Source organism: Haladaptatus cibarius D43 (assembly GCF_000710615.1).
In the GTDB taxonomy this organism is placed as follows: Archaea; Halobacteriota; Halobacteria; order Halobacteriales; family Haladaptataceae; genus Haladaptatus; species Haladaptatus cibarius.
Genome location: NZ_JDTH01000002.1, coordinates 1918389 through 1942614 on the forward strand (window position 1 = coordinate 1918389; position 24226 = coordinate 1942614).

A 24226-nucleotide genomic window follows, 5' to 3' on the forward strand; every position below is an offset into this window, starting at 1 on the left:
CGGGAACTCTTTGCGTCGCGCACCAGAGAAGAGGTATGAAAGATTGGGTTATCGACGACGACAACCTCTCGCTGGAACGGAAATCGCTACTCCCCGGTGAGGGATTTTTCATTCCCGACTCGTTCGAAGAGCATCGAGAGGAACAGGAGGCACAGGAAACGCTGACCGGTGCTGAAGTCGCAGTGGTGGCAGACCCGGACGCTGACGGACTGGCCGCGACGGCGCTAATCCGCGAAGCATACGGCGAAGGCGCGCTCATCGACGCAGGGCCGCACGACCTCGGCAACGCACTCGAACGGGTCGTCGCCTACAGCGAACCCGGCGCGACCGTTTTCGTCTGCGACCTCTGTCCGGACACTTACGAAGAAATCGCGGCGGAATTGGAGGTTCTCGTAGAGGAGGCCGACGAAGTGTTCTGGTACGACCACCACCAGTGGGACGACGCCGTCGCCGACGCAGTTCGCGCCGAAGGCGTCGAACTCGTCGTCGGCGAATCCGAGGAGGAGTGCACGGCGGATGTGGTCGCTCGGTCGCTCGATTACGAGTTCCCCGACTATCTCGTCGAACTCTCAGTCGTCACGCGCGACCACGACCTCTGGCTCCGCGAAGACACGCGAAGCGACGACCTCGCGGACTACTCCTACTGGTCGGAACCGGAAGAGTACATGGACGTGATTCAGGAGCACGGCGCGGACTTCCCGGAAGCGGTGCTCGATTTTCTCGCCGAACAGCGCGTCGAGAAAGAAGCTCTCGTCGAGCGTGCAGTGGAGCGCGCCGACATGAAAGAAATCGGCGACTGGACGGTCGGCGTTACCTACGGCCGCTGTTCACAGAACGAAGTTGCAGAAGCGATGCGCGAACAGGGCGCGGACGCCTCCGTGGTCGTCAAACCCGCCGGAAGCGCGAGCATCCGGGGCACCGACGAGTTCCAGCGATGCCACGAAGTCGCCCGGCAGGTCAACGGCGGCGGCCACCCGAAAGCCGCGGGGTGCAAACCGAGCATCTACGACGACATGCTGGATTACGCCCATCACTGGACGACGCAGGGTGCGGTGGCGAAACAGGTCATTCTAGAGGCGTTCTGGAGCCTGAAACACGAAGATGACGAAAGAACAGAAGAAGAGGCAGAAGCGGAAGAGACAGAAACGGAAGACGAATCGAACGAGTAGTAACAGTCGAGCGACACGGCAATCGACGAAAAAGGAAGGCGCTCAGGGGAGAAGTGACCGCATCAGTTTTCGTTGTTGTTCTGCAATCTCGTCGTCTCCGCCGTACCAAAGGTCGAACCACGCGAGCGGCCAGAGTTGCGTGATGAAGAGGTACGCGCGTCGAACCGCGTCGAATCCCTCGTCGCGCGAGAGGTCGTTCGTCTCACCGTAGCCTGCTTCGAGCGCGTTTCGGACGAGATGGCGACGGTCAGCGTCGAGCGGGAGTCGCCCGCAGAGATACTGTTCTGTTTGGACGAGGTCGTATTCGCTGTGACCAGTGGACGGGTTCCCCCAGTCGAGAACCGTTCGAACCGCACCAGTTTCGGGGTCGATGAGTAGGTTTCCGAATCGGTAATCGGCGTGGATGAGTACCGGTTCGGAGTCAGCAGGAACCGCGTCGAGATGCGTGTCGAGGCCAGCACGGAGGTCGCCGAGCATGTCGGAAAACCGGGTTTCTTCGATACGTTCGAATCCGCCCTCCGCGGAGCGTCGAAGCGCCGATGGCAACTCTTCGGCGGGGTCGGCGACCGCGAGGTCGCCGACGGTCGGTTCGCTATCGACATCTACCCCTGCACGAAGTCGCCCATAACCATCGAACGACGCTGAAGAGTGGAGTTCGCCGAGATGTCTTCCCGCATCGCGTGCGGTTCGTTCGAGCGCGTCGTCGGTGAGCGATTCCGGGCCGGAAATCTGCTCGCCGGGTGCGCGGCCCATCAGGAAAAACGGCGCAGGCAGGTCGTCGTGGTCGTCCACGTAGCCGAAAACATCCGGAACCGGAATCTCGGTTCGACGACTCACGAAGTCGATGACTCGTGGTTCGACTCGAAACGCGGGCGGGTTAACGAACGAACGGGCTTTCAGCACGCACTCCCGGCTGGTGTTTGGCATCTCGACGGTCACGAAGAAAACGTCGTCAGTGCCTTCTTCGGCCGCTGTTACGTCCACCACTTGCCGACCGTCAAGAATCTCTTCGACCATTCGAGGGACGACCTCGACATCCGGACTCGTTCCGGTCATAGCAACGATAGTTCGCTCGTCGTTACGGCGGTAGAAGTCTTTTGGTGTCGAATCGTCAACAGCAATCGATAAAACTCGGGTCGCTTAATCCGGGGCGCAACGACAACCCGGTATGAGCATTTTCGAAACTGACGACGCCATCGTCGGCATGGTTCACCTATCTGCCCTCCCCGGTTCGCCCGATTACGGCGGTAGTTTCGATGCGATTCGAACCCGCGCGCTCACTGACGTGCACGCACTCGAATCCGGCGGCGTTGACGCAATCATGGTGGAGAACTTCGGCGATTCGCCGTTTTACCCCGACGACGTGCCAAAACACGTCGTCGCGTCGATGACTCGCATCGTCACCGAACTCCGGCAGGCGGTTGACTGCCCCCTCGGCGTGAACGTCCTGCGAAACGACGCCGAATCCGCCCTGTCGATTGCGACCGCTGGCGGCGCGGATTTCATCCGTGTGAACGTCCACACCGGAGCGCGCCTGACCGACCAAGGTGTCGTCGAAGGAAATGCTCACGAAACCCTGCGGCTTCGGGACGAAATCGACTCTGGCGTGAAAATCCTCGCCGACATCGACGTGAAACACTCGGCACCGCTGGCCGAGCGACCGCTGACCGAACTCGTGGACGAAACCCTCGGGCGCGGACGCGCGGACGGACTGGTCGTGAGCGGCGTCGGAACCGGACACGAAGTCGATACCGACCTGCTCGAATCGGTCGTCTCGGTTCGAGACGAAGCCAGTTCGGACGCCTCCGTCCTTGTCGGCAGTGGAACCACGACGGAAAACGTGGCCGACTTGTTGGAAATCGCCGACGGCGCAATCGTCGGAACCGCGCTGAAAGAAGAGGGGAAGACGACGAACGAAGTGGACGAATCGCGGGTTTCGGAACTCGTTCGCCGAGCGTAAGCGGAAGCAGCACTGCGCGGAAATCGCGGCGTCATCCCGAAGGATGGCACCGCCTGCTGCCGACGCCACTCACGACCAGTTTCAGGTGTACTGCTCCGGGTTTTCTTCGAACGTTTCCTTACATCCCATTCCTTCGCAAAAGACGTAGGTTTCGCCTTCGTACTCGGTTTGGGCTGGCGGGTCGTCCGCATCGACGTCCATTCCGCAGACGGGACATTCGGCCATCGTGATTCACCGATTTCGAGGCACAACCTGCTCGTCAATGGTCGTTTCGGCCACGTTGGAGTCGGTTCAGCGACCGCGGAACCGTCGTCCTCGAAAGAAGAGGGTCACGTTTTCGGTGGGAAAAGTGCGTCTTGCGTTCGTCGAGAACGCCCTACTTTGCCTTCGAATCAGCTCATTCGGTTACGCCGCGCACTTTTCGTCCTTCTCCTTCTTGCCGTCGTCTTTCTTGCCGTCGTTTTGGTCGCTTTCGTTGCTCGCGTCGGATTCGGCTATCTGTTCGTTCTGATTGAGCTGATAGTTGAGCTGTTCTGCCGACGCGTTGCCGTCTTTCACCGCGAACGCGACAGCGCTGTACTGTTCGTTGACGTTCAACTGTTCGACGTACTGCTCTTGGTCGATGTTGGCGATGGCCGCCTGCTTGTTGACCTGTTTGCCACCGTTGTCGTAGCTGACTGCCCACGAACCGTCGCCTTTGGCGTCCGTACCATTCAGCACCGTTGCGGCCTTCCAACCGCCATCTTCGAAGTTCACCGCGGTCGCCTCCGCGACTTGCGCGTTGAGGTTCGCTTGGTAGCTCGCCTGCGTGGCTGTTGCGACGCTAGCGTCGAGAGCGACCGAAACGGCGGCGTTCTGCAGGTTGATGTTAAGCTGATTGACGTCCTGCCATTGGTCGATGTCCGCCTCCGCATCCTGCGTGTTCGACTGTTTCGCGCCGTCGTCCATCCGCTTTACGTCCGACTCCGAGAAGTCGCCCTTCATTCTGGCCATTGCCTTGGCCTCGTCCATCGATTTCGGGTCGAAGTTTATCGCGGCCGCCTTCGCAACCTGCTTGTTCGTGTTGAACTGACAACTCACCTGCCACGCCTTGGCGGTGCTGCCCTCACCGACTGCGATTGCGACGGCGATACCCTGTTCGTTGACGTTCAGTTGGTCGACATCCTGCCACTGTGCAACCGACGAATCTGCCTTCTGACTGTCGCCGTCGCCGACGTTCGCCGCCAGTGCTTTCGCCGTCTGTACGTTGTTGTTTTCTTGGTAGCTTCGCTGGTATGACCGGGAGTAACTACCGCCTTCCGAGATGGCGACGGCGGTACTCTGACTGTTGTAGTTGGCCTGTTCGACCTCCTGTTTTTGCTCGATGTCCGCCTCCGCGCTTTGTTTGCTCTGGAAGACGTCGTCGCTGACGACCCAGCCGGAGAATTCGCGCGAATCGGAGTCACCCGCGAAGACGATGTACGCGTGTTTGACATCTTCGAAGGTGTGTTCTTTCTTTTCTTTCTTGGCGTTTATCGACTCTGCGTCGCCTTTCTGCGTGTTCGTGTTGTTCTGGTAGGTGCGCTGAATCGCATCCGCCTGCCCGCCATCGATGGAGATTGCGACAGCGTTCTCCTGTTGGTTGACGTTCAGTTGGTTGACATCCTGATATTGGATGACTTCGGAGTTCGACTCCTGCGAACTGGATTGCAGGTCACCAGCGCGGTCTGCCAGCCACGATTCGAGGTCTGACGACGTGTCGGCACCGAAAACAAGATACACGTCCTCACCGTTCGCGTTCGTTCGGGCCGCCGCCGAACCGGAAAAGACGGTAGCGGCACCGATACCGGCTGCTGCTATCCCTTTTACGTAGTCTCTGCGATTAAGCTTCCTCTGGTTGCCGTTGTTTTTTGGCATGCTACAAAATGGTGGAAAACGGATTCACACTTTGTTATGAGCAGTCTGATAGAATAATTACGCAGTAATAAGTGCCTACAACGCGGTTTTATAGAATAATTATCCCGAGACTGTATAGAAGTATGGTGTCATCCGTTGACTTGTTGTATGAAAACCATTTGTGTGAGAGTATCAGAACGATAGTACGAGTGAAGCGGCGAGCGAATGAAAATTGACGCCCGACGAGTAGATTCCCCTGTCGATGAAACAAGAAGGTGACCGAAGCGAACTGGCGTATGGTGTGTCTACCGACTCAATAGTCGATGAAAATAGGAGATAGCGTCGATTGTACGCGGTTGCTACCCGAATCGCGGGGTCGTCTCACCCCTCCGTCATTCGTGCTCGTTCTACGGCCTGCGGAATACGTAGGTCACCCCGGCGCGCTCGATTCGAATCGCGCCAGCACGGTGGTCGAAGACGAGCGAATCGGCCCGGCCGTCGAAATCGTGCAGCGGCATTCCTGCGGTGACGTGTCCATCCCGAGTGATGGTGAATCGGGCAACACCCATTCTGGCAATGAGTTTTGCCTCGTATCCATCGACGTTTGGGGCGAACCGGCGAAGGTTGTCGGAGACTGCGTCCCAGTCCGAGATGGGTACGCGCGTTGCCATACGTGAACAGATGCCACCGAAAGTAAAGTCGGTATCGACGCGAGCAAAACGTCTGGACTATCGGTATCACCGTGTGCATTCGACGCCCGAAAAACGAAAGCGCGCACCGCCCTCGTCGCTGTCCTCGACGTGCATTTTCCACCCGTGAGAATCGGCGATTTCCTGAACGATACTCAGACCGAGTCCGGTGCTATCGGCGGTGGAGTAGCCCGATTCGACGATGCTTTGGCGCTGTTCTTCCGGAATCCCGGAACCGTCGTCTTCGATGTAAAAGCCGTTGTCCGTGGTTCCGACCGAGATGGCGACGTCGTTGCCACCGTGTTCGACCGCGTTTCGAAAGAGATTGGCGAACAGTTCGGTCAGACGGCCGTGGTCTGCGACGATTCGAACGTCGGAGAACGTAAGATAGAGCGTGGCTTCCCCGCTCTCGATACCGTCCCAAATATGCTCGACGAAGTCGTGAAGATGGATGACTTCGCGGTCGAGTTCCTTTTGGCCCTCCCGAGCGACCTCCAACAGGTCGGTGATGATGGCCTCGATGCGGTCTGCGGCCGCTTCTATTTCGTCGAAATGCTCCTCTTTGCCCGTCTTCCGAGCGACGTTGAGATAGCCGTAAATAATGCTCAACGGACTTCTGAGGTCGTGTGAAACCTTGCTCGCAAACTTGTCTAAGCGTTCGTTCTCCTGAATGAGTTCTTCTTCGCGCTCCTTTCGTTCGGTCACGTCGCGAACAGCACAGACGTACTCGTTTTCTGCGATGGTCGATATGGAAAGAGTTAGCGTGAGCGTATTTCCGTCGTGATTTTGGCCGGTGACTTCGCCCGTCCATTCCCCTTCCGAATCGACCGTCGGGACGATGTCGGAGCGGAGACGCTCGACCGACTCGTCGGACATCGTCTCGGCCCATCCCAGTCCGATGAGCGTTTCTTGGTCGTAGCCGAACAGATCCGCGTAGGCCTCGTTGACGTAGTTGAAATCGAACGAGTTCGTGAGAAGAGCGATACCTTCGTTGGTCATCTCGATAGCCCGGAAGCCACGGTGAACCTCCTTTTCGGTTCGGCGATGGGAAACAGCCTGACGGATTTGCGAGATGAGCGAAAGTAATCTGGTGTCCGTCGTCCCTTTTTGCAGATAGTTGGTCGCGCCCGAAGACATCGCTCTGCTCGCTACGTCTTCGCTTCCGCTGCCGGTGAAGACGATGAACGGGAGACTCGGCCACCGCTCTCTGACGGTGTCGAGCAGTTTTAACCCGGAACCGCACTCCGGGTCGTAATCGCTGACGACGCAGTCGATGTCTGCATGATGCTCTGAAAGATAGTCGATGGCATCGTCGTTGCTCGTAACAGGGACGACCGTGTCGATGTCGTTTTCGCGTTCGAGAGACTCCCGAGACGCTTGCAGAACCGCTTCGTCGGCGTCAACATGAAGAACGCGAATCCCGATTGGTAGATTCCTCCTCGTCGATATATCCTCTACACTCGGCATGGAGTCGTTTTTCCGAAAGTGGCCGTAAGATATATAATTAACCTATTTATTTCAGCGACCTATTGTGGAAACAAGGATAGGACGAGAAATCACGACTGAACTATCGGTCGCCAGCCACCCATTTGTGGGAGAATGCGGTTCCGCAGGTGCAGTAGGCGTAGGCGTGAATCACGTCCCCCTCGCCGTAGAGTCCACCGACATCCTCGTTTTGTTCTTCCGCGAACGCGAAGATGAACTCAACATCGTGGTCGCCGTCCGGACAGTCCGCACCGGAGAGGTCGGCCGCGATGTCTCCTTCGGTTCCCATCGCCTGCTTTGCAAAGCCCATCGCCTCCATTCCCGTCGCCTTCTGGAAGATGCTTCGACCAGTGTCACCCGAAACGATGAGAAGCGTTCCACCGGGAACCGACTCGCCGTAGTCGGTAATCGACTCGTTCGAAACGAACGAGTCGGCGAGAAAGAGCGCCACGTCGTTGGTGCGCTCACCCGCCAAAAATTCCGCGCGTTTGTCCGCGCTCATTGGTCGTCCACCTGCTTTGCGATGTCGGCGAGACTTTCGTTCGGCGCTTCCGTCGCCTCGTAGACGGCGCGCTCGCCGGGATTCCGAATGCCGTACTTGAATCCTTCTTCGACGACGTCCACGAGAACCGACCCGCCGAACTGGCGGTTGCTCTCGGCGAACCATTCGGAGAGTCGGTTCTCGCCCTCTCCCGGATTCCGGGCGATTCGTGGCGTGTCGTACAGACCGCGAATCAGGCGGCCGTCGCCGGTCAGTGGGCGCTCGATTCGAGCGCGGTATTCGGATTCGTCCGCGACGAAACGCACGATTTCGTCTGCCGGAAACGCGTCCGCTTCGTCCGCTGGAATCTCGATTCGTGGACGGTTCGTCGCACCCGCTTGTGCCATCGTCGCCCGGACTGTTTCGGTCGTCTCGCTAGAAACCCGCTGGGTCATGGTGATGAAAAGACAGTGTAAGTGTTTGAGTGCTCCGACGAATTACTCGTCGTCTTCTTCGTCGTCGCCTTCGCCGTACAGTTCGTCAACGGACTGGTCGCCGCGCTCCGAAATCGAGACGTTTAGTTGGGCGACTGCCTCGCTGATTTCCTTGCCGCGAACGGAGATACGGCGTCGTTCGCCGTCTCGTTTCGGGTTGTAGCCCGTGCCGCCTTCGAGGAGCACGTCTTTGAGGTTCGGGCCGTTGACGTCGCCGCGCATCGGTCGGCCAGCGTTGTCGGAACCGCCCGTGATTTCGACCGTGTAGCCGTCAAGTCCGACGGCACCGCCGTCTACGTCCTCGCCGATGGATTTGCCGAGGAATCGGTTCGCATCCTGTCCGTCGATGTCGCGTTGATAGGCCGTTCCGGAGTCGGGATCCGCAACGACGACCTGAAAGTTTGCCATACGGAAACGATGACGGTCGCTCCCTAAAAGGAATACGATTTTGAGCGGTGCACGTGTGACGTGCTAGTGGCCGAAGCGGCGCACGAACGGCAACGTTCGCCGAAGCCCCTTTAGAGTGGGACGATGTGTTCCTTGCGGGGAGCATGGCCGACGTCTACTACTTCGTCAGCGACCTTCACGTGGGGGGCGACGAACAGCTACAGGAGTGTGAGTTCGAAACCGAGTTCATCGAGTTTCTTCAAACGCTCGAATCGGCGGACGAGGACGCCGAACTGATAATTCTCGGCGATGCCTTCGGACTGTGGGAGTTCACCGAGACGGATGGGATAGCGAAGTTCGACAAACTCGTGAGCCATCATCCGCAGTTGTTCGAGCAGTTTCGGAAGACCGGTGAGAACGTCACCATCACGCTCATTCCGGGCAATCACGATGCCGAACTGGCGGGCTATACAGAATACATCGAGCGATTACGGGAGTTCAACGTCATCCTCGACCCGACACTTTCGCTCGTCAGAACCGTCGCCGAGCGGAAAATTTGGATAGAACACGGGATGCAACAAGACGCACATAACCGAATGCCGGATTTCGGCAATCCACGAGCGAACCCTCTCGGATACTTCGTCAATCGCCATATCACGAGCAAGGCCGGACAACTCTCGGGGCGTGGGAGGTACAACTGGCTGAAAGATATCCAGTCGCTCACGCCGCTCGAAGAGATTCCGGATTGGATAGCGTCGAACTACTTCTATCGAGAGATGAGTCCATTTCTTCGGTATGCCGCGCTTCCGTTCTTGCTCCTGTTCAACGTGAGCCTCATCTATCTGGTCGTTTTGCTCATCGGGGACAGTGGCTTGTTCGGTGCAAACACGGCAACGAGGGTCACCGCCGAGATACTTCGGGATTTGGGATTCGTCGGAAGTCTCATCGAGTTCGTCTTTTTCGTCAATCTCGTAGTCGTCAGCCTCCTGTTCATCATCTCGATTCCACTCTACTTTTTCGTCCGTGACGCGCGGAAAACGCTCGAACGGTTCGACCTCGTCCGGTCGGACGAGCCAACTGAAAACCCCGATACGCCCTACGTCAAGGCCGCGAAAAACGTGTTTGAGGAGTATCCCGACGTCGTGGCGTTCATCTACGGCCACACCCATCGCGTCTCGCTCACGGACGTCGGCGAACGCGTTATCATCAACACCGGAACGTGGCTCAAGCGACTGCACCGAACCCCGACGTGGGTCGGGCTCCTCCCACCGGTGTACTACCCCTCGTTCCAATTGAACTACTTCCGAATCGGCGAGGAAGACGGAAGCGTAATCGTGGAGTACCACACAATCCAGAAGGACGCGCCGAACGAGCTCACGCTGCTGCAACGACTGCTTTCGCGCAGACCGAAATCCGACCCGAAAATTCCTGACCGAACTGTTATCGAGGGGTCGGAAAAAACGGTTGTCGAATCAACGTCGAAAGAGTAAAAGCCGACAGAGGCAGGCTATTTCGCGCGAACGACTACGGTGTTGGCGGCGATGTCGCCGATTCGCTGGCGGTCGTCGTTGATGAGCATAACCACAAGCCCGACGGCGTAGTGGAAAAACGCGTCGATGATTCGAAGCGCGTTTCGGACGACCGACGCGCCCATCGAACACGGGTCACCGTGTTGCGTGACGACGACGATTCCGAGCAACCGTTTGCCGACCGTCTGGCCGTACAGTCCTTCGAGGACGACGTGATAGCCGAAGATGATGGCGAGGGCCAAGAGAATCGCGAGGCCACTCGAACCGAGCAATCCGCCAATCACTCCGCCGACGACCAGCGCGCAGACGACTGCGATGATTTCGTCGAGTATCAGCGCGACGACGCGGTTGAGAATAACGTCTTCTTCAGTTCCCATGACTGGTTCTGGCATTGCCATCAGCCTCCGAGACAAAGGTCATAAGTTTTCTGTTGTGTCGTCTTCGAACCATGTTCGCCACTCGACCAAAGAGAGCGATAGACAGACTGGCTTCCGGTGGGGTTAGCGATTCCTCCACGAGCGAAGAAGCAAGCGACTGAGCGAGTGCCGTGCTTTTGATCCAGCTTTTACAGGGAATGTGAGAAAGCGTCGCTCTCTCGTTCCTTCACGGGCGACGCCCGTGAAGAAGACAGTCAGCGTTCTGGCGAATCACCCGGACGCTGGCCTGCGACCGTCGTAAAAGGTGGTGGTCAAAAGGTGGTTTCAGAACGGATATTGACGCTTCTCTTCTTGCACCGAAACCCACTTCGTCTGGGTCAGTTCGTGCAGAATCGCTTCGCCGTCGTACCGTCCAATGCCGGATTCTTTCACGCCACCGAACGGCACGTTCGGTTCCTCGTTGATCGGTTGGTCGTTGATGTGAACCATGCCCGCTTCGATACTGTCCGCGAGTTCACGCGCACGGTCCATGTCGCCAGCGTGAACCGCACCGGCGAGGCCGTACTCGGTGTCGTTCGCCATCTCGATGGCTTCCTCGTCGTCCGAGTACGGAATCACGGGCGCAATTGGACCGAAGTGTTCGTTGCACGCCGCGGCCATGTCGTTGGTCGCACCGGAGAGAACCGTCGGTTCTACGAAGAGGCCATCGTGGTCGCCACCAGTCTCCAGCGTCGCACCGGCCTCGACGGTCGATTCAACGTAGTCGAGCATCTGGTCGCGCTGGCCTTCATCGATAATCGGCCCGATGACGTTGTCCCTGTCCGTGGGGTCGCCAATCGGCAGACTCGCTGCTCTCTCAGTTAATTTCTCGACGTACTCGTCGTACACATCCTCGTGGACGATGTGGCGGTTGATCGAAATACAAATCTGGCCCTGATGGAGGAACGACCCGAACACCGCCGAGTCGATTGCGGCGTCGATATCCGCGTCGTCGGTGACGACGAATGGGTTGTTGCCACCGAGTTCCATCGCCGGGAGTGCAAGGTTCTCTGCGGCCTTCGAAGCCACGCGCTTGCCGATTTCCGTCGAACCGGTGAACGCCATCACGTCGAGTTCGGGATGCTCGGCCATCCGGTCGCCGATGTCGCTTCCGTGGCCGGTCACGACGTTCAACAGACCGTTCGGCAGGCCAGCCTCGTCGAAAATCTTCGCTAGTAGCAGGCCGCCGGTCACAGGCGTCGGCGAAGCAGGCTTCAAGACGACCGCGTTACCGAGCGCCAACGCGGGAGCGACGGCACGCATCGAGAGGTTGAACGGGAAGTTCCACGGTGAGATGACGCCGACGACGCCTGCCGGGATGCGCTCGATTTCGTTTTCCTTGCCGGGGATAAACGAGTCCTGCTCTTTGGTGCCGAGTTGGTCGGCCAGACCGGTGGCGTGGTGGCACATCCCCTGTGCGGTCTGCCACTCGGCGAAGGCCTTGGCGTTCGCGCTCCCCGATTCGACCGCCAGCGATTCGAGAATCTCGTCGCGGTGGTCGTCTAGCAGACCGAGCGCGTTTTTGATCACGTCTACGCGTTCTTCTGCCGGTTGCGCGGCCCAGTCGGCCTGCGCCTCCGCGGCGGCCTCGTAGGCGCGGTTTACGTCCTCCTCGGTACCCGCCGGAACCGTCGTGATTGGTTCCTGCGTCGCCGGGTTCGTCACTTCGAGTTCGTCTCTGTCGCCACCCTCGACCCATTCGCCGTCGATATAGAGCGCGTTCCAGTCTCCGTCCGCGGTGAAATCTCTGTCCGACATTCGGTTGCAACTCCGTCCTTGACCCCGATAAAGAGTGGGGAATCGGCGGTGTCGTGTGGTTGTGTTGGTTGCCTCTACGCCGTTCGCTCCCGTACCAATTCGGCCAGTTCCGCCTTCGACAGTCGGTTTATTTCGGGAAGCTCACTCGGTTCGAGTGCGTCGTCCAGTGCGGTGTAGAAAATTTTCGCTGACACCTCGTGGTCTGGATAGGCCGCCGAAACGACGTGGTAGTAGATGCTCAACTGAATTTCGTACTCCGATTGGGCGTCTCTGCGAAGGTCAGTTTTGTAATCCACTATTTCGACTGAATCTGGGGTGACGTGAATCAAATCCACGATCCCCGAAATCGTCACCTGTTCGCCGTCAACCGTGAGCGGCAGGTAGGCGTTCTCCTCGATTATTTTCTCGCCGTCCATCGAGTCGATAAACTCGGCAACCCGGCGCTGGTCGTCGGATTTCGGTTCGACCGGTTCGTCGCGTGCGTAGCGCTCCGCGAAACCGTGGAGTCGCGCGCCGAAATCGGTGCCGCGTCCCTCGCGGTCTTCGAACACGTCGTCGCGCATGAGCGTGTGCGGTGTGTGGCCTCTCGGCCCTTCCGGGTCGGGCGTCGAAATCCGAAGTTTCGTCTGTTCGGTGCGAACTGACTCGTCCACCGAGAGGTCGGGCGTTCGTTCCCACGCATCAATTGGAAGGTTCTCGAACAGCGGACTCGGGGACTCGCCCGCCGAGAAAACGAGATGTGATTCGGCCCGCGTCATCGCCACGTACAGCAGTCTCCGTTCCTCGTCGTAGTTTTTCGGAAGACAGTGCCGGAGAACGTCGGTTTGCCAGTCGTCGTAGATGTGCGGTCGGCCGTGCGCTTCTGCGTAACGTTTTCGCTGGCGGAGTCCGACCGGGTCGCCGTAGGTGATGGCCCGGGTGTCAGAGCCTCGGGTCGGGAATCGGCCTTCGTTCATGTTCGCCAAAATCACGATCGGATGTTCGAGTCCCTTCGCAGCGTGAATCGTCTGCACCGTCACCGAATCAGAGCCGATTCCGTCGGCCACCTCCTGCGTGGTTCCGCGTTCGATACCGCGCTCTACAAATCGAATCAGGTCGCCCCGAGTCATCGTCGTCGCGTCGAACACCGATTGCAGGGTCGAGAGCAACACGTCGGCGTCAGTTCCGTCGTAGCCGTACCGCGAAAAGACCGTTCTGGCAACCGCGCCGACGGTTTCCATATCCTCGATTTCGGCGCGGAAGTCGGCCATGTCGGTCGGATATTCTCCAGTTTCGAGGACGTGCTGAACCTCGTCCAGACTGTAGCCCGCCTGTTCCAACACGACGGCCCACCCTCGATTCGAATCGGTTTCGAGGATGCGAAGCCACGCGAGGAGGAGTTTCGCCGGGTCGGTGCGGAACAGTTCGACGCCGCCTTCGTACGCCATCGGGATGCCGTACTCGTCGGCCACGTCCTGTAGTTCACGGCCGAAATCCCGAGTTCGGGTGAGAACCGCAATATCCTCGTGGCGTGGGGCGAGTAGTTCGCCGTCTCGTTCGATGGCGTACTCCTCGTTTCCGACGACCTGCTGAATCGTCTCCAACACGGATTCGTGTTCGTCGTCGCTGACGACGGCCTCGATGCGCGAATATTCGTGTTCCGTGTTCGAGGAGAGCGGGACGATCTCCTCGGCGATGCCCGGGTCTACGTCGTCAGATTTCGCGGCTTCCGTCGTGAGGCTGTGTTCCGAAAAGTCGAGGATGGCCTGCGTGGATCGGTAGTTTTCGACCAGTGCGATGTCGTTCACGTCCGCAGTAGAAACCCCGACGCGCTCCCCGTCGTCGTTCAGTTCGTCGGCGAATCTCTCAAGTCGGGATTCGAACTCGGTGATGTTCGCCACCTCGGCGTACTGAAACGAGTAGATGCTCTGTTTCCAGTCGCCGACGACGCAGAAGTTGTCGGTTCCGGCCAGCAGGAGGGCGAGTTTGAACTGGATTTCGCTCGAATCCTGAAACTCGTCCACCATCACGTACTCGTATTTGCATTCCTCTCGCAGGTCGTCGTCCTCACAGAGTAAGACGAACGCGAACAACTGGAGGAAGCCGAAATTGAGGTAGTTCCGCCGGAGCGCGAACCGGACGTACTCGAAATACACGTCGTGGACGAACTCCTTCAGCGCTTCCCGGTCGGTATCGAAGACGCGTTTTGCGACCGATTCGTCGATCTGTTTCGTCCCCCTGCCGCCGCGCAGTTCGGACTTTTCCGGTGCATCGGGAAGGTAGCATTTTCCGCGCCCGTACCGCCCCAACTTTTTGCGGAGACGGGACTGCTTGCGCCCGCGCTGTTCGTTCACGGAGTCGAATATCTCTCGAAAGGCGTCGAACTCGCCGTCAAGCGACCGCTCACTGTTTCGGTACCAGCCGTCTTCGGTTGGAAAGACGCCTTTCGCGGACAGTTGGTGAATCAGTCCGAGCAGTTCGCTCGTATCTCGGACGATTCTGACGAACTCGGCGTGTTCCGGGTGGTCGTCGGTGAATCGGTCGATGAACTCCGAAAAGTGGGCTTCCTCCACGATTTCCTCCCCGAGAATTCGCGTACTGGCGGTGATATGGTCGTCGATGCCGAGCAACTCTGGTGCGTCGAAGCCGTGTTCTTGAATGATGTCGTGACAGAGGCTATGAAACGTCCCGATAGGCGCGTCCGCCAGTTCGCGCATTTCGTAATTGCAGTGTTCGACCACGCGCTCTTTCATCTCCGTCGCCGCGTTGTTGGTGAACGTGACGAGCAGAACGTCGTCCGGGGAGACGCCCGTTTGCGAAACGATATTCGCGTAACGTCGGGTGATAGTGAACGTTTTTCCGGTTCCGGCCCCGGCATCTACCCTGTAAATCCCGTCGGTGCTGTCGATGAGCGTCTGTTGTTGGTCGTTCGGATTAGTCATCGGTGAGAATGCAGTCGCGGTTGTCGAGATGGTCGAATGCCGGTTCGCCGACCGGGAATCGCTCCCCGGTTCGGTAGTCGTTCAGTTCCCCCAATCGCTCTGCGACGAACGATTCGAAGGCGTCCACGTCTTCACGGAAGTAGTTTCGTTTTCGAACTCCGTTCAGTTCGCGGAGGGCTTGGTCACAGCCCTTTCCGGGGTCGGCGTCGGTCGTGACCGCAGACGACACGTCCGCCGTGAAATTCGCGGCGTATTCCGACTCGCGGAGGTCCGCCTTGTCGGTCGTTTCCGGAAACGGCCTGCGCGAGGCGATTTCTCGGTACTGCTCGAAACCAAGGTCTTCGAAAGTCGTCCGGCAGTCCTTGTAGCCGTCACAGAGTCGGTCGTAGACTTCGCGCGAAGCGACGAACTCAGGAAACGATTCGGGGTAGTAAGTCACCGTCGTCAGGGTGTCTCCGATGTCCGCCTCGCCCGTCACCACGTCGGAAAGCGTTTCGAGGAAGTGGAAGAAGGTAAATCGATGTTGTCGGCCGGGATGCTGGTTGCGCCAGTGGGCGAGATACAGCAGGGCCTGAAAGTTCGGTCGGTCGACGATATCGTCACTCGAGGACGATTTGACGACCGAATACGCCGATTTCTTCGACCCGCTTTTGTAGTCCAGCAGTCGGGTTGGGGAGTGGACAAGGTCGATTTTTCCCTTCAGTCCCAGCGAGTCGTTTTCGAACCAGCGTTCCGTGAGCGGGGATTCGACCGAGCGGTCGAATTTCTCTGCGAAGGTATTCTCGCCCCAACCGCTCTCCGGCGTGAGAAATTCACCGGATTCCGGCGGGTCGGCATCGAGATATTCGATGATGGTCTCGATACCGATTCGGTATCGCGTCTCTCGAACCGGGCGTTTTGCGTCGGGAAAAAACGGCGAGACTTCGTCCAGCATGATTGCTACGACCTCCGAAATCAGGTCGTCATCGACCGCGGGTGAATGGTTCACGTAGAACTCCGCGAAGTCGTGAAACAGGTTTCCTTCGCGGAAATAGATTTTGTCCGGCGATTCGAGGGCGGTGCGGAAGAAGTAATCCCGCGGGCAAGCGACGAAGGAGTTCAAACTCGATTGGCTGATGGCGTCCGTCGATTCAGCGATTTCATCGGAAACGGAAATCGGTTCGTGCTCGAAACCGACTTTGTGGGTTCGGTAGGGCCGCGAATGAGCCACCGATTCCAAATCGCTGAATCGGTCGAAATCCGCGTCTAACAGTTCTTCGAAGTAGAGACACGGCGTAACCGGGCGTCCACCGCTTTCGTCCAGCACGAGGGAATACCGTTCGACCCCGTTCTGAAGCAGGAGTTGGAACTGTCGAAGATTTCTGTCGAACTGCCGTTCCGAATCAGTCCACGGCCAGACGGGCGGGGAATGTGTCCAACCCTCGTCCATGCCGAGGTAGAACACGACCGGCCTGTCCACGTAGGCCGCGGATTTCGCGCTGGCCAGCAGAACGCCGTTTTCGTCTCGGTCTACCGGAACGTCGAACGACTGAAGGTAAAATTCGAGGTCGTCCACAGCCGTTTCCGTGACCTGTTTCCCGGCGATACCGAGCGTTCCGAGTTCTCGCCGGAACTCCGGAAGGGACACGCCAGCGCGGGATTCGAACCGTTTCAGTGCGGAAGCGAACGTCTCGTCCTCGATTCCGTCGCGGAACGACTGAAGCCATTCGACCGACGAAGCAGAAAGTGCCGAAAGCCGCTTTTCGTCGTGTTCGACGGCCGGATTCTCGCCGAGCGCGGTCAGCACGGGGCGGACGTCTCGAACACGCAGGTCGCTTCCGGCGAAACCGGCGCGAAGGAGCGACAGGAATGCTCGATTCGCCGATTCGTCGGCAAATTGGGGGCCGCCGTGAAACGGGATTTCCGCGGATTCGAGCGCCGATTCCACGAGAGCAGGAAACGAACTGCCGCCGTCCATCACGACAGCGACTTCGTTGGCGTTTTCCGCGGTGATGCTGTCGAAGAGCGTTTCCACGATTGCGCCCTCCGAATCGAAGACACGGAACGGTTCGTGATCGAACGAGGTGTCCGCAAACGCGGAAATCTCGTCGTACTCCGAGGGTAAAACCGAGCGTTCCAGTTCGGAAAACAGTTCCAGCGCGATTACCGCGACCGATTCATCTTCGGATTCGTACTCCGCCAGTCGTCGGTGGCGGGTGTCCGCCTCCTGCGCGATGGCAACTACGGTTGCCATCGCATCCGTGTCGAATCGCTCGTACTCGAAAATCGAATCCAACGACCCGGTTTTCGACCAGCAATTGAGCACTGCCCGGACGAGATAGGATGCGCGTTTCCAGTGCAGTTCGGTTCGGTCGATGACGGCAAGGAACAGTCTTCGGTCGTCGGGTTGCCACTCGCGCCCTGCCGCGAGTCCACGGGGCGTCACCGCGAACGACCCGAGCCGGGGTTCGTCCAGTCGTCGGTTCAACGCCTGTGCAAGCGGCGCGTCTGGAACGACGACGCGGTCGTACCCCCGACAGTCGTCGTAGAGTCGTTCGACCGACTTCGCCTTTTTCAATGACACGACAAGGATGTGGTTGGAGTGGGCGCAAAAACCTACCGACGAGTGGGTTAGAAAATCGGGAACAAAGAAAATAAAATCTCAGAAAACGACGTGACGAAATTCGTGTTTTGGGGCGAACATTCATACTGCTGACAGCGAAATAGAGAAGTATGACTCGATGGTTACGTCTTGGCGGTTGGGCGATCCTCGCACTCGTCCTCCTGTGGCTCGTCGCGGAAATCGTGAGCATCGTCCTCGGCTTCCTGTCGTGGCTCGTCAGCACCGTCCTCACCCTCGTCGTCCTCGCAGTTCTGTTGTATCTGGCGTACATCGTGGTGTCGAATGTGGTCGGCGGGAGCAGCGAGTCAGGTCGGTCACAGTCACGCAAGCGAGAGCGCGAGCGAGAGAAAATATTCGAATAGGGACGACTGCCGACTGTTCGGCAGTCGCCATCGGCGACCGAACCGACGAAGGAAAAGGCCTCCGGCGAATACTGTTTCCCAATGAACATCCAGTTTCTCGGCGGGGCGCGCGAAGTCGGGCGAAGCGCGATTCTCGTCAACGATTCCCTTCTGCTCGATTACGGGATGTTGACGGGAAATCCGCCGCAGTTTCCAGTCGGAAGCGTGAATCCCGACGCTGTCGTCGTCTCACACGGCCACTTAGACCACGTCGGGATTCTTCCCTCCCTACTTTCCGGCGACGACCGTCCGCCGATTCACTGGACGCCGCCCACCCGGGAGTTGGCCCACTTGCTCGCGCGCGACACGCTGAAACTCCACGGTGGGAGCTACGACTGTCCGTTTACGGAAGCCGACCTGAAACGACTCAGGCAGGTGTCGGTTCCGCACGGCTACCGCGAGACGTTCGAAGCGGCAGGTCACAAAATCACGTTTTTCGACGCTGGCCACATCCCCGGAAGCGCGCACGTCCTCGTGGACGACGGCGAGACGAGACTGCTCTACACCGCGGATTTCCACACCGGCAACCAGCGACTCTTGTCGGGAACCACGGCGCGACCCGACGCGGACGTGGTCATCTGCGAAAGCACCTACTCGGACGTGGAACACGACGAGCGCAAGCAGGTCGAAGAGCGATTCGCAGAGAGCGTGAAGACGACGCTCTGGGAGGGCGGAACCGTCGTCGTTCCGGCCTTCGCCATCGGTCGAACGCAGGAGATGTTGCTGGTCTGTGAAGCCCACGACATCGACTGCTACGTCGATGGGATGGGCAAAGAAGTGACACGAATGCTCCGACGAAATACCGACTTCGTCCGGGACGAGGATGCACTCAAACGAGCCGTCTCGAACGCGCGATTCGTGGCGGGAAAAAACGGCCAGCGAAAGCGGATTGCGAGGAAAAACACGGTCATCGTGACGACCTCCGGAATGCTTTCAGGCGGCCCCGCGATGACCTACATTCCGGAAATCCGCGCGAACCCCGTCAACAAAATCACGATGACTGGCTATCAGGTCGAAGGAACGCCCGGCAGGGAACTGCTGGATTCGGGCCGCGGCGAAATCGACGGCCGGGTGATGCCCGTCAGCGCACAGGTGGAGTCCTACGACTTTTCCGCCCACGCAGACCGCGATGGCCTGCTCGACTTTCTGAAATCGTACCGAGATGCGACGGTGTTCGTGAATCACGGCGACAGGTGCGAGGCGTTCGCCGAAGAGTTGCGGGGCAATGGATACGACGCGAGTGCGCCAGAAGTTGGAGAGGAATGGACGAGCGCATGAAACGCTATCCTCCGATGTCACGACCCGACGACGCACCGAAATCGCTGTTCGACGGCGGTCACTTTTGGATTCAAGAGAAGGTGGACGGCACACATCTCCGGTTTCGGCTTCAGGAGTCGGGACTGCTCCAATTTGGCGACCGGAATCGCGTCTACGATGCGGACGCGATTCCGACGCCCTACCAACACGTGGTTCGGCATATTCGAAAAAACCTCGACCGGTCGGCGCTCCGCTCGGCAGTCGAAAACGTCGAATCCGTCGTCTTCTTCGGCGAAGCAATGTATCAGCACATCATCGACTACGACTGGCGTCGAACGCCGTCGTTTCTGGGGTTCGACATTTGGTCGGACAGCAGTGAGCGGTTTCTGTCTCCCGACCGGGTGGAGGCGATTTACGACCGTCTCGGTCTGAATCACGTGAACACGTTCGAAAAGGAGGTTCGGGCGGTTGATTTCGACCCCCATGACTACGAGGTGCCACAGTCGAACTGGTACGACGGGAAAGCGGCGGGTGTCGTCCTCCGGAACAAAACGGGTGGGCGCGTCAAATTACTCGATGGAGATTTTGAAGCGACAAACGAACGAAAAACGAGCGAGAAATCACCGAAAGACTTGGCCCGAGAATGTGCGACTGACCGTCGTTTCGAACGGGTAGCAAACGCGCTGGAATCGAATGGGCAGGCGGTTGCGGTGGATGCTCTGTTCGAACGAACGTTCGAGACAATCGTGCGCGAAGAACACGCCCGCCTGTTCGGCGAGGCGAATGACATCGACGTGCAGGCGTTTCGGTCGGAACTCGCGTCGCTCACCCAGCAGTTCGTCTCCCGTCGCTGAAATAGAACACCGATTTCGCCCCGTCTTATTGTTTCGTTTCCGGCAATCGAACGATGTCTTCCGGATTCTGGTACGCGTAGATGACGATGTCGCCGTGGTGGCGTTGCTCTCGGAGCATTTTTTCGCCCTCCTTTCTATTCACGTCGGTCATGATTTCCAGCGCGGTCAGAATGTCCGTTTGCGCGATTCCTCGTTCTCCCTTCGGAAACTCTTCACCCGCCGACTCCCGGCCGTCAAGCATCACCCGCACGTAGTCGGCCACGTCGCGCGACCCGTCCAATCGTTCGTGCCACGAAAGCGGGTAGATGCTGATGCCGTCGCCGATTCGATAGAACACGTCGTCTGCGACCCACGTCATCGAATCGACGATGCGTCCTTCTAGCAGTTCGTCGGTTCTCTCTCGTTCGTAGCCGAGTGCATCAGCGTAAGCGTGGATGACTGAAAGCGGAACGCCCGGTTCGCCGCGAAGGTGGCGTTCGAGATACGTTACGAAATCTTCGACTCGGTAGTATCGGTCGTGTTTCGCTATGTCATCGACCAATCGTTCGTCAACGAGTGCCATGCAAAACTATTCGAGGGATAACGCGATAACCCTCTGCGGAACCGTTCTGAGAGGTTCCGCGTTAGTGCTACGCCGAACCGTAGCTGCTGTATCGGAAAGTCACTGCAACGCCAACGGCCTGAAAACAGTTATCGGAGCACAAAAGAAAGTCACGGTTGAAATGATTGCGGACACCCTCCAAACACTGCGGTCGTCGCTCCGGCGAATCGACCCGGTTACGGTGAGCTATCTCGGAGTTCTCGGGATTCCGAGTTATTTTGCGGAGTCGCTCGAACCGCTCCGGATATTTATGCTGTTCTGGCTGTTCGGCCTGTGGCCGCTGGTTAGCGTACTGATTCCGACCTCGGACGAGGAATCGCCGGTAGAATTCGACACCGACTGGCGCTGGCGAGGGCGCTTTCTGGCGAGCAACCTTCTCGTAATGGTCAACCCGTTCATCCTCGTGCAGTCGATGGGGCAAATCGTCGGCAACGTCGTCGCGCTTTTTCGGTACCGTGGTCAACCACCAGCACCGGGACGATTCGACCAGCAGACAGAACTCACACTGCCGTTTTCCGGAACGTGGACGGTCGTCAACGGCGGCGTCGAGAAGGAGGATTCCCATTCGTGGAGCATCGTCTCACAGCGATACGCATACGATTTCGTGATTTCGGACGAGGACAGACGCACGCACGATGGTGATGGCGACAGTGCCGACGAGTACTTCTGTTACAGCGAACCGATGCTCGCACCCGCGGACGGAACCGTAGTCGAAACCAAGGACGGTCACCGCGATTCGCCGTATTTTCGAGGGATGCTCGACCCGTTTCAGCGCGACATCAGGGGGAATTACGTCACGATTCGGCACGCGGAAAATGAGTACAGCGTCCTCGCACATCTGGCAGAGGGAAGCGTCGCAGTCGAAGACGGCGAGAAAGTCGAACGCGGCCAGCAAATCGGTCGCTGCGGACACTCGGGAAACTCGACCGAACCACATCTGCATTTTCAACTGCAAGACCGGCAGGATTTCTTTTTCTCGGCAGGACTGCCGATTACGTTCGGTAATCTCGGAATCGAGGACGCCGAAACCGGAGCGAGCGAGCAAAACGAGCCCGCTTCGATTCGAGAGGGTCAGCGCGTGACGACGACCGAATCGACGGATTCCGAAGCTTCAAAACGTCAAATGTGACGAGGACGACGGCATGCCGTCGTCCTCGTCGTCATCGTCTTCGATACCGCCCTCGTGCAGAAAGTCACACGTTCTATCGGTGAGATAGACATCCCCATCTTCGACCGCCACATCGACCGAGAGGAGAGTCGAGCCTTTCGCCTCTCCGTTGTCGCAGTGACCGGAACAACCGTCGAACATCGACCCGTGTTTCGGGCAGATGATGTCGCCGTCGCGCATAGCAGCCCCGAATCCCCGGTCGAGTCGCTGGTCGGTTTCGTGCTGACAGAAGTTTCGCCACGCGGCGATGCAGTCCCCGCCGTTTACCAGAATCACCTCCCCTTTCGACCCGTCGTGTTCGAGAACGGTGAAGAGAAACGAACCGTTTTCGGGGAGTTCGTCAACCGTCGTCAACTGTGTAGCATCGTCCGTGGCGACCATGGATAACCGTTGTTTGCGCGATAGATAAAACGTGCTTCTCCGGAAGAATTAATCGTCGTCCGCGGTCTTCGCTTGCGCGAAATCGTAGGTGACTCCAGTCAAATCAGAAGAAATCTTCCAGAGGCGGTCGGCCATCTGCTCGTCGTACGACCGGTCGCTGGACGGTTGGATTTCGGGCAAACCGCGCATGTTCATCAGTCCACCGGGACCGACGTACTCCCCACCCATGACATCCTCATCGGTCGCGGCGTAAAGCATCGGAAGCGCGCCGCGTTCCGCGCTTTGGGCAAACACTGCGTTCACAAGGCGCATCATCCACAGTCGAAGTCGTGAGCCTTCCTGTTCTGGGCCGCGTCGCTGGAGATTCGTACTCGCATACCCCGGATGGCAGGCGAGGCTCAACACGCCGTCGATACTCGCCTCGTCCAGTCGCCTGTCGAGTTCGTAGGCAAAGAGGACGTTCGCCAGTTTGCTCTGGCCGTAGGCGTCCCATTTGTCGTACTCCTGCTCGCCATGTAAATCCTCGAAGTTGATGTCACCGCGTTCATGGACGCCGCTGCTCTGGGTCACGACGCGCGTCTCCCCCCGCGTTTCGAGCAGTCGGTCGAACAGCAGACCCGTCAGTGCGAAGTGACCGAGATGGTTGACGCCGAACTGCATCTCGTACCCGTCTTCGGTTTCCCGGCGGGGAATTGCCATCACGCCCGCGTTGTTACAGAGGACGTGCAGGTCGTCGTATTCGGCCTCGAAATCGTCGGCGAACGACCGGATAGAGTCCGGGTCTGCAAGGTCAAGTTCGCGCACGTCGAGCGTCGCGTCGGGAATTTCCGTGAGAATACGCCCTTTGACCGTCTTCGCGTGGTTCGTTCGTCGGCAGGCCATGACGACGATTGCGCCCTTTCGAGCCAAGGCGCGGGTCACCTCGTAACCGAGGCCGCTGTTCGCACCCGTGACGACGACGGTCTTTTCGGTCATATCCGGCATTCGTTCGGCAGTCCATCCGGTGTCAGTCATGGAATCGTGTACGATCGCATGGTACAGAAAGCCACTGCCCGATACGGTGGGTCTGAAATTCTTCCCGCGGCCTACACACCTGCACCCGTCGGCGCGTCTGGAAGTTCGACGGGTTCGACCGGAATGCCGAGTTCTTCCAACGCGGCTTCGAGGTGTTCCGCTTTGGCGTAGTCGGAGCCGTCTTCCTCGCGTAGACGTTGGGCGGTAGCCAGCACTTCGGCGCGTCTGTCGTCCGGAATGTCGAACTTGTCGGTCGTCAGTTCGATGGTCAGTCCGTTGTGGTCGCTGGTGTACAGCGAGTAGAAGATGCTCCGGTCGAAGACGTTGTATCGGTGGCCGTTTTCTTCGAGTCCCTGCTTGATTTCCTCCAAGCGTTCCGGTTCGAATCGGAACGCGAGATGGTGAACCGCACCGATTCCGGTTCGCTGTGGCGAGGGATTCGACTGTCGCCCTTCCTCCACGAAGAAGGTGATGACCCGCCCGTCGCCCGTGTCGAAGAACAGGTGCGTGACGTTCGGCGCGTCGAGATTTGGCTGACGGAGGATGAGCGGCATCCCGAGGATGTCGCGGTAGAATTCGACGGTGTCCTCCTCGTTACTTCCGATGAGGGTAACGTGGTCGGTTCCGCTGAGGTGAATCGTGCTGTCCGGGCGGTCTGCCGTGATGGGAATTTCCCCATTTGAGTTCTCGTCTACCATGATTTGGTCGTATCCGTAGATACGAACCGAGCGGCAATATACTCTCGCGGACAGCGACGACACCACGTGACACCGATGCCAGTGGG

23 protein-coding genes are annotated in these 24226 nt (G+C 58.5%); 7 read left to right on the forward strand and 16 right to left on the reverse strand.

The annotated features are described in order from the left end of the window. The first annotated feature begins 35 nt into the window (after window positions 1-35). Complete coding sequence (locus tag HL45_RS15160) at window positions 36-1169, forward strand: DHH family phosphoesterase (protein ID WP_049971883.1); 1134 nt, start codon at window positions 36-38, stop codon at window positions 1167-1169. Between the two features lie 42 nt (window positions 1170-1211). On the opposite strand, the gene HL45_RS15165 is transcribed toward HL45_RS15160, so the two are convergent. Further along, on the reverse strand, window positions 1212-2225 hold the full coding sequence (locus tag HL45_RS15165; protein ID WP_049971884.1) for a phosphotransferase family protein: 1014 nt from the start codon (window positions 2223-2225) through the stop codon (window positions 1212-1214). 112 nt (window positions 2226-2337) lie between these two features. On the opposite strand from HL45_RS15165, the gene HL45_RS15170 reads away from it, so the two are divergent. Then, window positions 2338-3129, forward strand: coding sequence for a BtpA/SgcQ family protein (locus HL45_RS15170; RefSeq protein WP_049971885.1), 792 nt, complete (start codon window positions 2338-2340; stop codon window positions 3127-3129). Window positions 3130-3210: 81 nt separating this feature from the next. Here the strand turns inward: HL45_RS15170 and HL45_RS15175 are convergent, their stop codons facing one another. The 7 genes from HL45_RS15175 to HL45_RS15205 form a co-directional block, all read right to left on the reverse strand. Beyond that, the gene (locus HL45_RS15175; protein WP_049971886.1) at window positions 3211-3354 is read right to left on the reverse strand and encodes a YHS domain-containing protein; all 144 of its coding nucleotides are present in this window, start codon (window positions 3352-3354) and stop codon (window positions 3211-3213) included. A 180-nt stretch (window positions 3355-3534) separates the two neighbouring features. After that, complete coding sequence (locus HL45_RS15180) at window positions 3535-5025, reverse strand: hypothetical protein (protein ID WP_049971887.1); 1491 nt, start codon at window positions 5023-5025, stop codon at window positions 3535-3537. A gap of 386 nt (window positions 5026-5411) precedes the next feature. Beyond that, window positions 5412-5675, reverse strand: a complete 264-nt coding sequence (locus tag HL45_RS15185) for a hypothetical protein (RefSeq protein WP_049971888.1) — start codon at window positions 5673-5675, stop codon at window positions 5412-5414. Window positions 5676-5741: 66 nt separating this feature from the next. After that, the gene (locus HL45_RS15190) at window positions 5742-7160 is read right to left on the reverse strand and encodes an ATP-binding response regulator (RefSeq protein WP_049971889.1); all 1419 of its coding nucleotides are present in this window, start codon (window positions 7158-7160) and stop codon (window positions 5742-5744) included. 100 nt (window positions 7161-7260) lie between these two features. Next, window positions 7261-7680 carry a DUF5807 family protein gene (locus HL45_RS15195; protein WP_049971890.1) on the reverse strand — a complete coding sequence of 140 codons (420 nt, stop codon included), beginning with the start codon at window positions 7678-7680 and terminating at the stop codon, window positions 7261-7263. Then, entirely contained in the window at window positions 7677-8114 is a 438-nt protein-coding gene (locus tag HL45_RS15200; RefSeq protein WP_049971891.1) for a DUF7112 family protein, read from the reverse strand. The genes HL45_RS15195 and HL45_RS15200 overlap by 4 nt, the downstream gene beginning before the upstream one ends. Window positions 8115-8156: 42 nt before the next feature. Then, complete coding sequence (locus HL45_RS15205; RefSeq protein WP_049971892.1) at window positions 8157-8561, reverse strand: 30S ribosomal protein S6e; 405 nt, start codon at window positions 8559-8561, stop codon at window positions 8157-8159. Window positions 8562-8704: 143 nt separating this feature from the next. Here HL45_RS15205 and HL45_RS15210 point away from each other — a divergent pair, with 143 nt between their 5' ends. Continuing rightward, window positions 8705-10030, forward strand: a complete 1326-nt coding sequence (locus HL45_RS15210) for a metallophosphoesterase (RefSeq protein ID WP_049971893.1) — start codon at window positions 8705-8707, stop codon at window positions 10028-10030. Between the two features lie 17 nt (window positions 10031-10047). Here the strand turns inward: HL45_RS15210 and HL45_RS15215 are convergent, their stop codons facing one another. The 4 genes from HL45_RS15215 to HL45_RS15230 all read right to left on the reverse strand — a co-directional run bounded on the left by HL45_RS15215 (window position 10048) and on the right by HL45_RS15230 (window position 17727). Beyond that, the gene (locus tag HL45_RS15215) at window positions 10048-10461 is read right to left on the reverse strand and encodes an RDD family protein (RefSeq protein WP_233274793.1); all 414 of its coding nucleotides are present in this window, start codon (window positions 10459-10461) and stop codon (window positions 10048-10050) included. Between the two features lie 309 nt (window positions 10462-10770). After that, on the reverse strand, window positions 10771-12243 hold the full coding sequence (locus HL45_RS15220) for an aldehyde dehydrogenase family protein (protein ID WP_049971895.1): 1473 nt from the start codon (window positions 12241-12243) through the stop codon (window positions 10771-10773). Between the two features lie 74 nt (window positions 12244-12317). Further along, window positions 12318-15164 carry a UvrD-helicase domain-containing protein gene (locus tag HL45_RS15225; protein WP_049971896.1) on the reverse strand — a complete coding sequence of 949 codons (2847 nt, stop codon included), beginning with the start codon at window positions 15162-15164 and terminating at the stop codon, window positions 12318-12320. Beyond that, window positions 15157-17727 (reverse strand): PD-(D/E)XK nuclease family protein, encoded by a 2571-nt coding sequence (locus HL45_RS15230; RefSeq protein ID WP_049971897.1) that lies wholly within the window; start codon window positions 17725-17727, stop codon window positions 15157-15159. Before HL45_RS15230 ends, HL45_RS15225 begins: the two co-directional genes overlap by 8 nt. Window positions 17728-17876: 149 nt before the next feature. Between HL45_RS15230 and HL45_RS15235 the strand changes: the two genes are divergently transcribed. The 3 genes from HL45_RS15235 to HL45_RS15245 all read left to right on the forward strand — a co-directional run bounded on the left by HL45_RS15235 (window position 17877) and on the right by HL45_RS15245 (window position 20278). Then, window positions 17877-18128, forward strand: a complete 252-nt coding sequence (locus HL45_RS15235; protein ID WP_211250866.1) for a hypothetical protein — start codon at window positions 17877-17879, stop codon at window positions 18126-18128. An 81-nt stretch (window positions 18129-18209) separates the two neighbouring features. Further along, window positions 18210-19445, forward strand: coding sequence for an MBL fold metallo-hydrolase (locus HL45_RS15240; RefSeq protein WP_049971898.1), 1236 nt, complete (start codon window positions 18210-18212; stop codon window positions 19443-19445). Then, window positions 19442-20278 (forward strand): RNA ligase family protein, encoded by an 837-nt coding sequence (locus tag HL45_RS15245; protein WP_049972075.1) that lies wholly within the window; start codon window positions 19442-19444, stop codon window positions 20276-20278. The genes HL45_RS15240 and HL45_RS15245 overlap by 4 nt, the downstream gene beginning before the upstream one ends. A 25-nt stretch (window positions 20279-20303) precedes the next feature. Here HL45_RS15245 and HL45_RS15250 read toward each other — a convergent pair whose 3' ends face one another. Beyond that, on the reverse strand, window positions 20304-20840 hold the full coding sequence (locus HL45_RS15250) for a hypothetical protein (protein ID WP_049971899.1): 537 nt from the start codon (window positions 20838-20840) through the stop codon (window positions 20304-20306). Window positions 20841-21000: 160 nt separating this feature from the next. Here HL45_RS15250 and HL45_RS15255 point away from each other — a divergent pair, with 160 nt between their 5' ends. After that, window positions 21001-22008, forward strand: a complete 1008-nt coding sequence (locus HL45_RS15255; protein ID WP_049971900.1) for a M23 family metallopeptidase — start codon at window positions 21001-21003, stop codon at window positions 22006-22008. Here the strand turns inward: HL45_RS15255 and HL45_RS15260 are convergent. The 3 genes from HL45_RS15260 to HL45_RS15270 form a co-directional block, all read right to left on the reverse strand. Beyond that, window positions 21991-22428, reverse strand: coding sequence for a Rieske (2Fe-2S) protein (locus HL45_RS15260; protein WP_049971901.1), 438 nt, complete (start codon window positions 22426-22428; stop codon window positions 21991-21993). The two genes, HL45_RS15255 and HL45_RS15260, sit on opposite strands and share 18 nt — an antisense overlap. A 48-nt stretch (window positions 22429-22476) precedes the next feature. Then, window positions 22477-23442 carry an oxidoreductase gene (locus HL45_RS15265; RefSeq protein ID WP_049971902.1) on the reverse strand — a complete coding sequence of 322 codons (966 nt, stop codon included), beginning with the start codon at window positions 23440-23442 and terminating at the stop codon, window positions 22477-22479. A 71-nt stretch (window positions 23443-23513) separates the two neighbouring features. Then, window positions 23514-24140 carry a VOC family protein gene (locus HL45_RS15270; RefSeq protein WP_049972076.1) on the reverse strand — a complete coding sequence of 209 codons (627 nt, stop codon included), beginning with the start codon at window positions 24138-24140 and terminating at the stop codon, window positions 23514-23516. Between the last annotated feature and the right edge of the window lie 86 nt (window positions 24141-24226).

Coding starts and splice junctions, on each gene's coding strand:
- HL45_RS15160 (WP_049971883.1), top strand. CDS start 36: ATGAAAGATTGGGTTATCGACGACGACAACCTCTCGCTGGAACGGAAA.
- HL45_RS15165 (WP_049971884.1), bottom strand. CDS start 2,225: ATGACCGGAACGAGTCCGGATGTCGAGGTCGTCCCTCGAATGGTCGAA.
- HL45_RS15170 (WP_049971885.1), top strand. CDS start 2,338: ATGAGCATTTTCGAAACTGACGACGCCATCGTCGGCATGGTTCACCTA.
- HL45_RS15175 (WP_049971886.1), bottom strand. CDS start 3,354: ATGGCCGAATGTCCCGTCTGCGGAATGGACGTCGATGCGGACGACCCG.
- HL45_RS15180 (WP_049971887.1), bottom strand. CDS start 5,025: ATGCCAAAAAACAACGGCAACCAGAGGAAGCTTAATCGCAGAGACTAC.
- HL45_RS15185 (WP_049971888.1), bottom strand. CDS start 5,675: ATGGCAACGCGCGTACCCATCTCGGACTGGGACGCAGTCTCCGACAAC.
- HL45_RS15190 (WP_049971889.1), bottom strand. CDS start 7,160: ATGCCGAGTGTAGAGGATATATCGACGAGGAGGAATCTACCAATCGGG.
- HL45_RS15195 (WP_049971890.1), bottom strand. CDS start 7,680: ATGAGCGCGGACAAACGCGCGGAATTTTTGGCGGGTGAGCGCACCAAC.
- HL45_RS15200 (WP_049971891.1), bottom strand. CDS start 8,114: ATGACCCAGCGGGTTTCTAGCGAGACGACCGAAACAGTCCGGGCGACG.
- HL45_RS15205 (WP_049971892.1), bottom strand. CDS start 8,561: ATGGCAAACTTTCAGGTCGTCGTTGCGGATCCCGACTCCGGAACGGCC.
- HL45_RS15210 (WP_049971893.1), top strand. CDS start 8,705: ATGGCCGACGTCTACTACTTCGTCAGCGACCTTCACGTGGGGGGCGAC.
- HL45_RS15215 (WP_233274793.1), bottom strand. CDS start 10,461: ATGCCAGAACCAGTCATGGGAACTGAAGAAGACGTTATTCTCAACCGC.
- HL45_RS15220 (WP_049971895.1), bottom strand. CDS start 12,243: ATGTCGGACAGAGATTTCACCGCGGACGGAGACTGGAACGCGCTCTAT.
- HL45_RS15225 (WP_049971896.1), bottom strand. CDS start 15,164: ATGACTAATCCGAACGACCAACAACAGACGCTCATCGACAGCACCGAC.
- HL45_RS15235 (WP_211250866.1), top strand. CDS start 17,877: ATGACTCGATGGTTACGTCTTGGCGGTTGGGCGATCCTCGCACTCGTC.
- HL45_RS15240 (WP_049971898.1), top strand. CDS start 18,210: ATGAACATCCAGTTTCTCGGCGGGGCGCGCGAAGTCGGGCGAAGCGCG.
- HL45_RS15245 (WP_049972075.1), top strand. CDS start 19,442: ATGAAACGCTATCCTCCGATGTCACGACCCGACGACGCACCGAAATCG.
- HL45_RS15250 (WP_049971899.1), bottom strand. CDS start 20,840: ATGGCACTCGTTGACGAACGATTGGTCGATGACATAGCGAAACACGAC.
- HL45_RS15255 (WP_049971900.1), top strand. CDS start 21,001: ATGATTGCGGACACCCTCCAAACACTGCGGTCGTCGCTCCGGCGAATC.
- HL45_RS15260 (WP_049971901.1), bottom strand. CDS start 22,428: ATGGTCGCCACGGACGATGCTACACAGTTGACGACGGTTGACGAACTC.
- HL45_RS15265 (WP_049971902.1), bottom strand. CDS start 23,442: ATGACTGACACCGGATGGACTGCCGAACGAATGCCGGATATGACCGAA.
- HL45_RS15270 (WP_049972076.1), bottom strand. CDS start 24,140: ATGGTAGACGAGAACTCAAATGGGGAAATTCCCATCACGGCAGACCGC.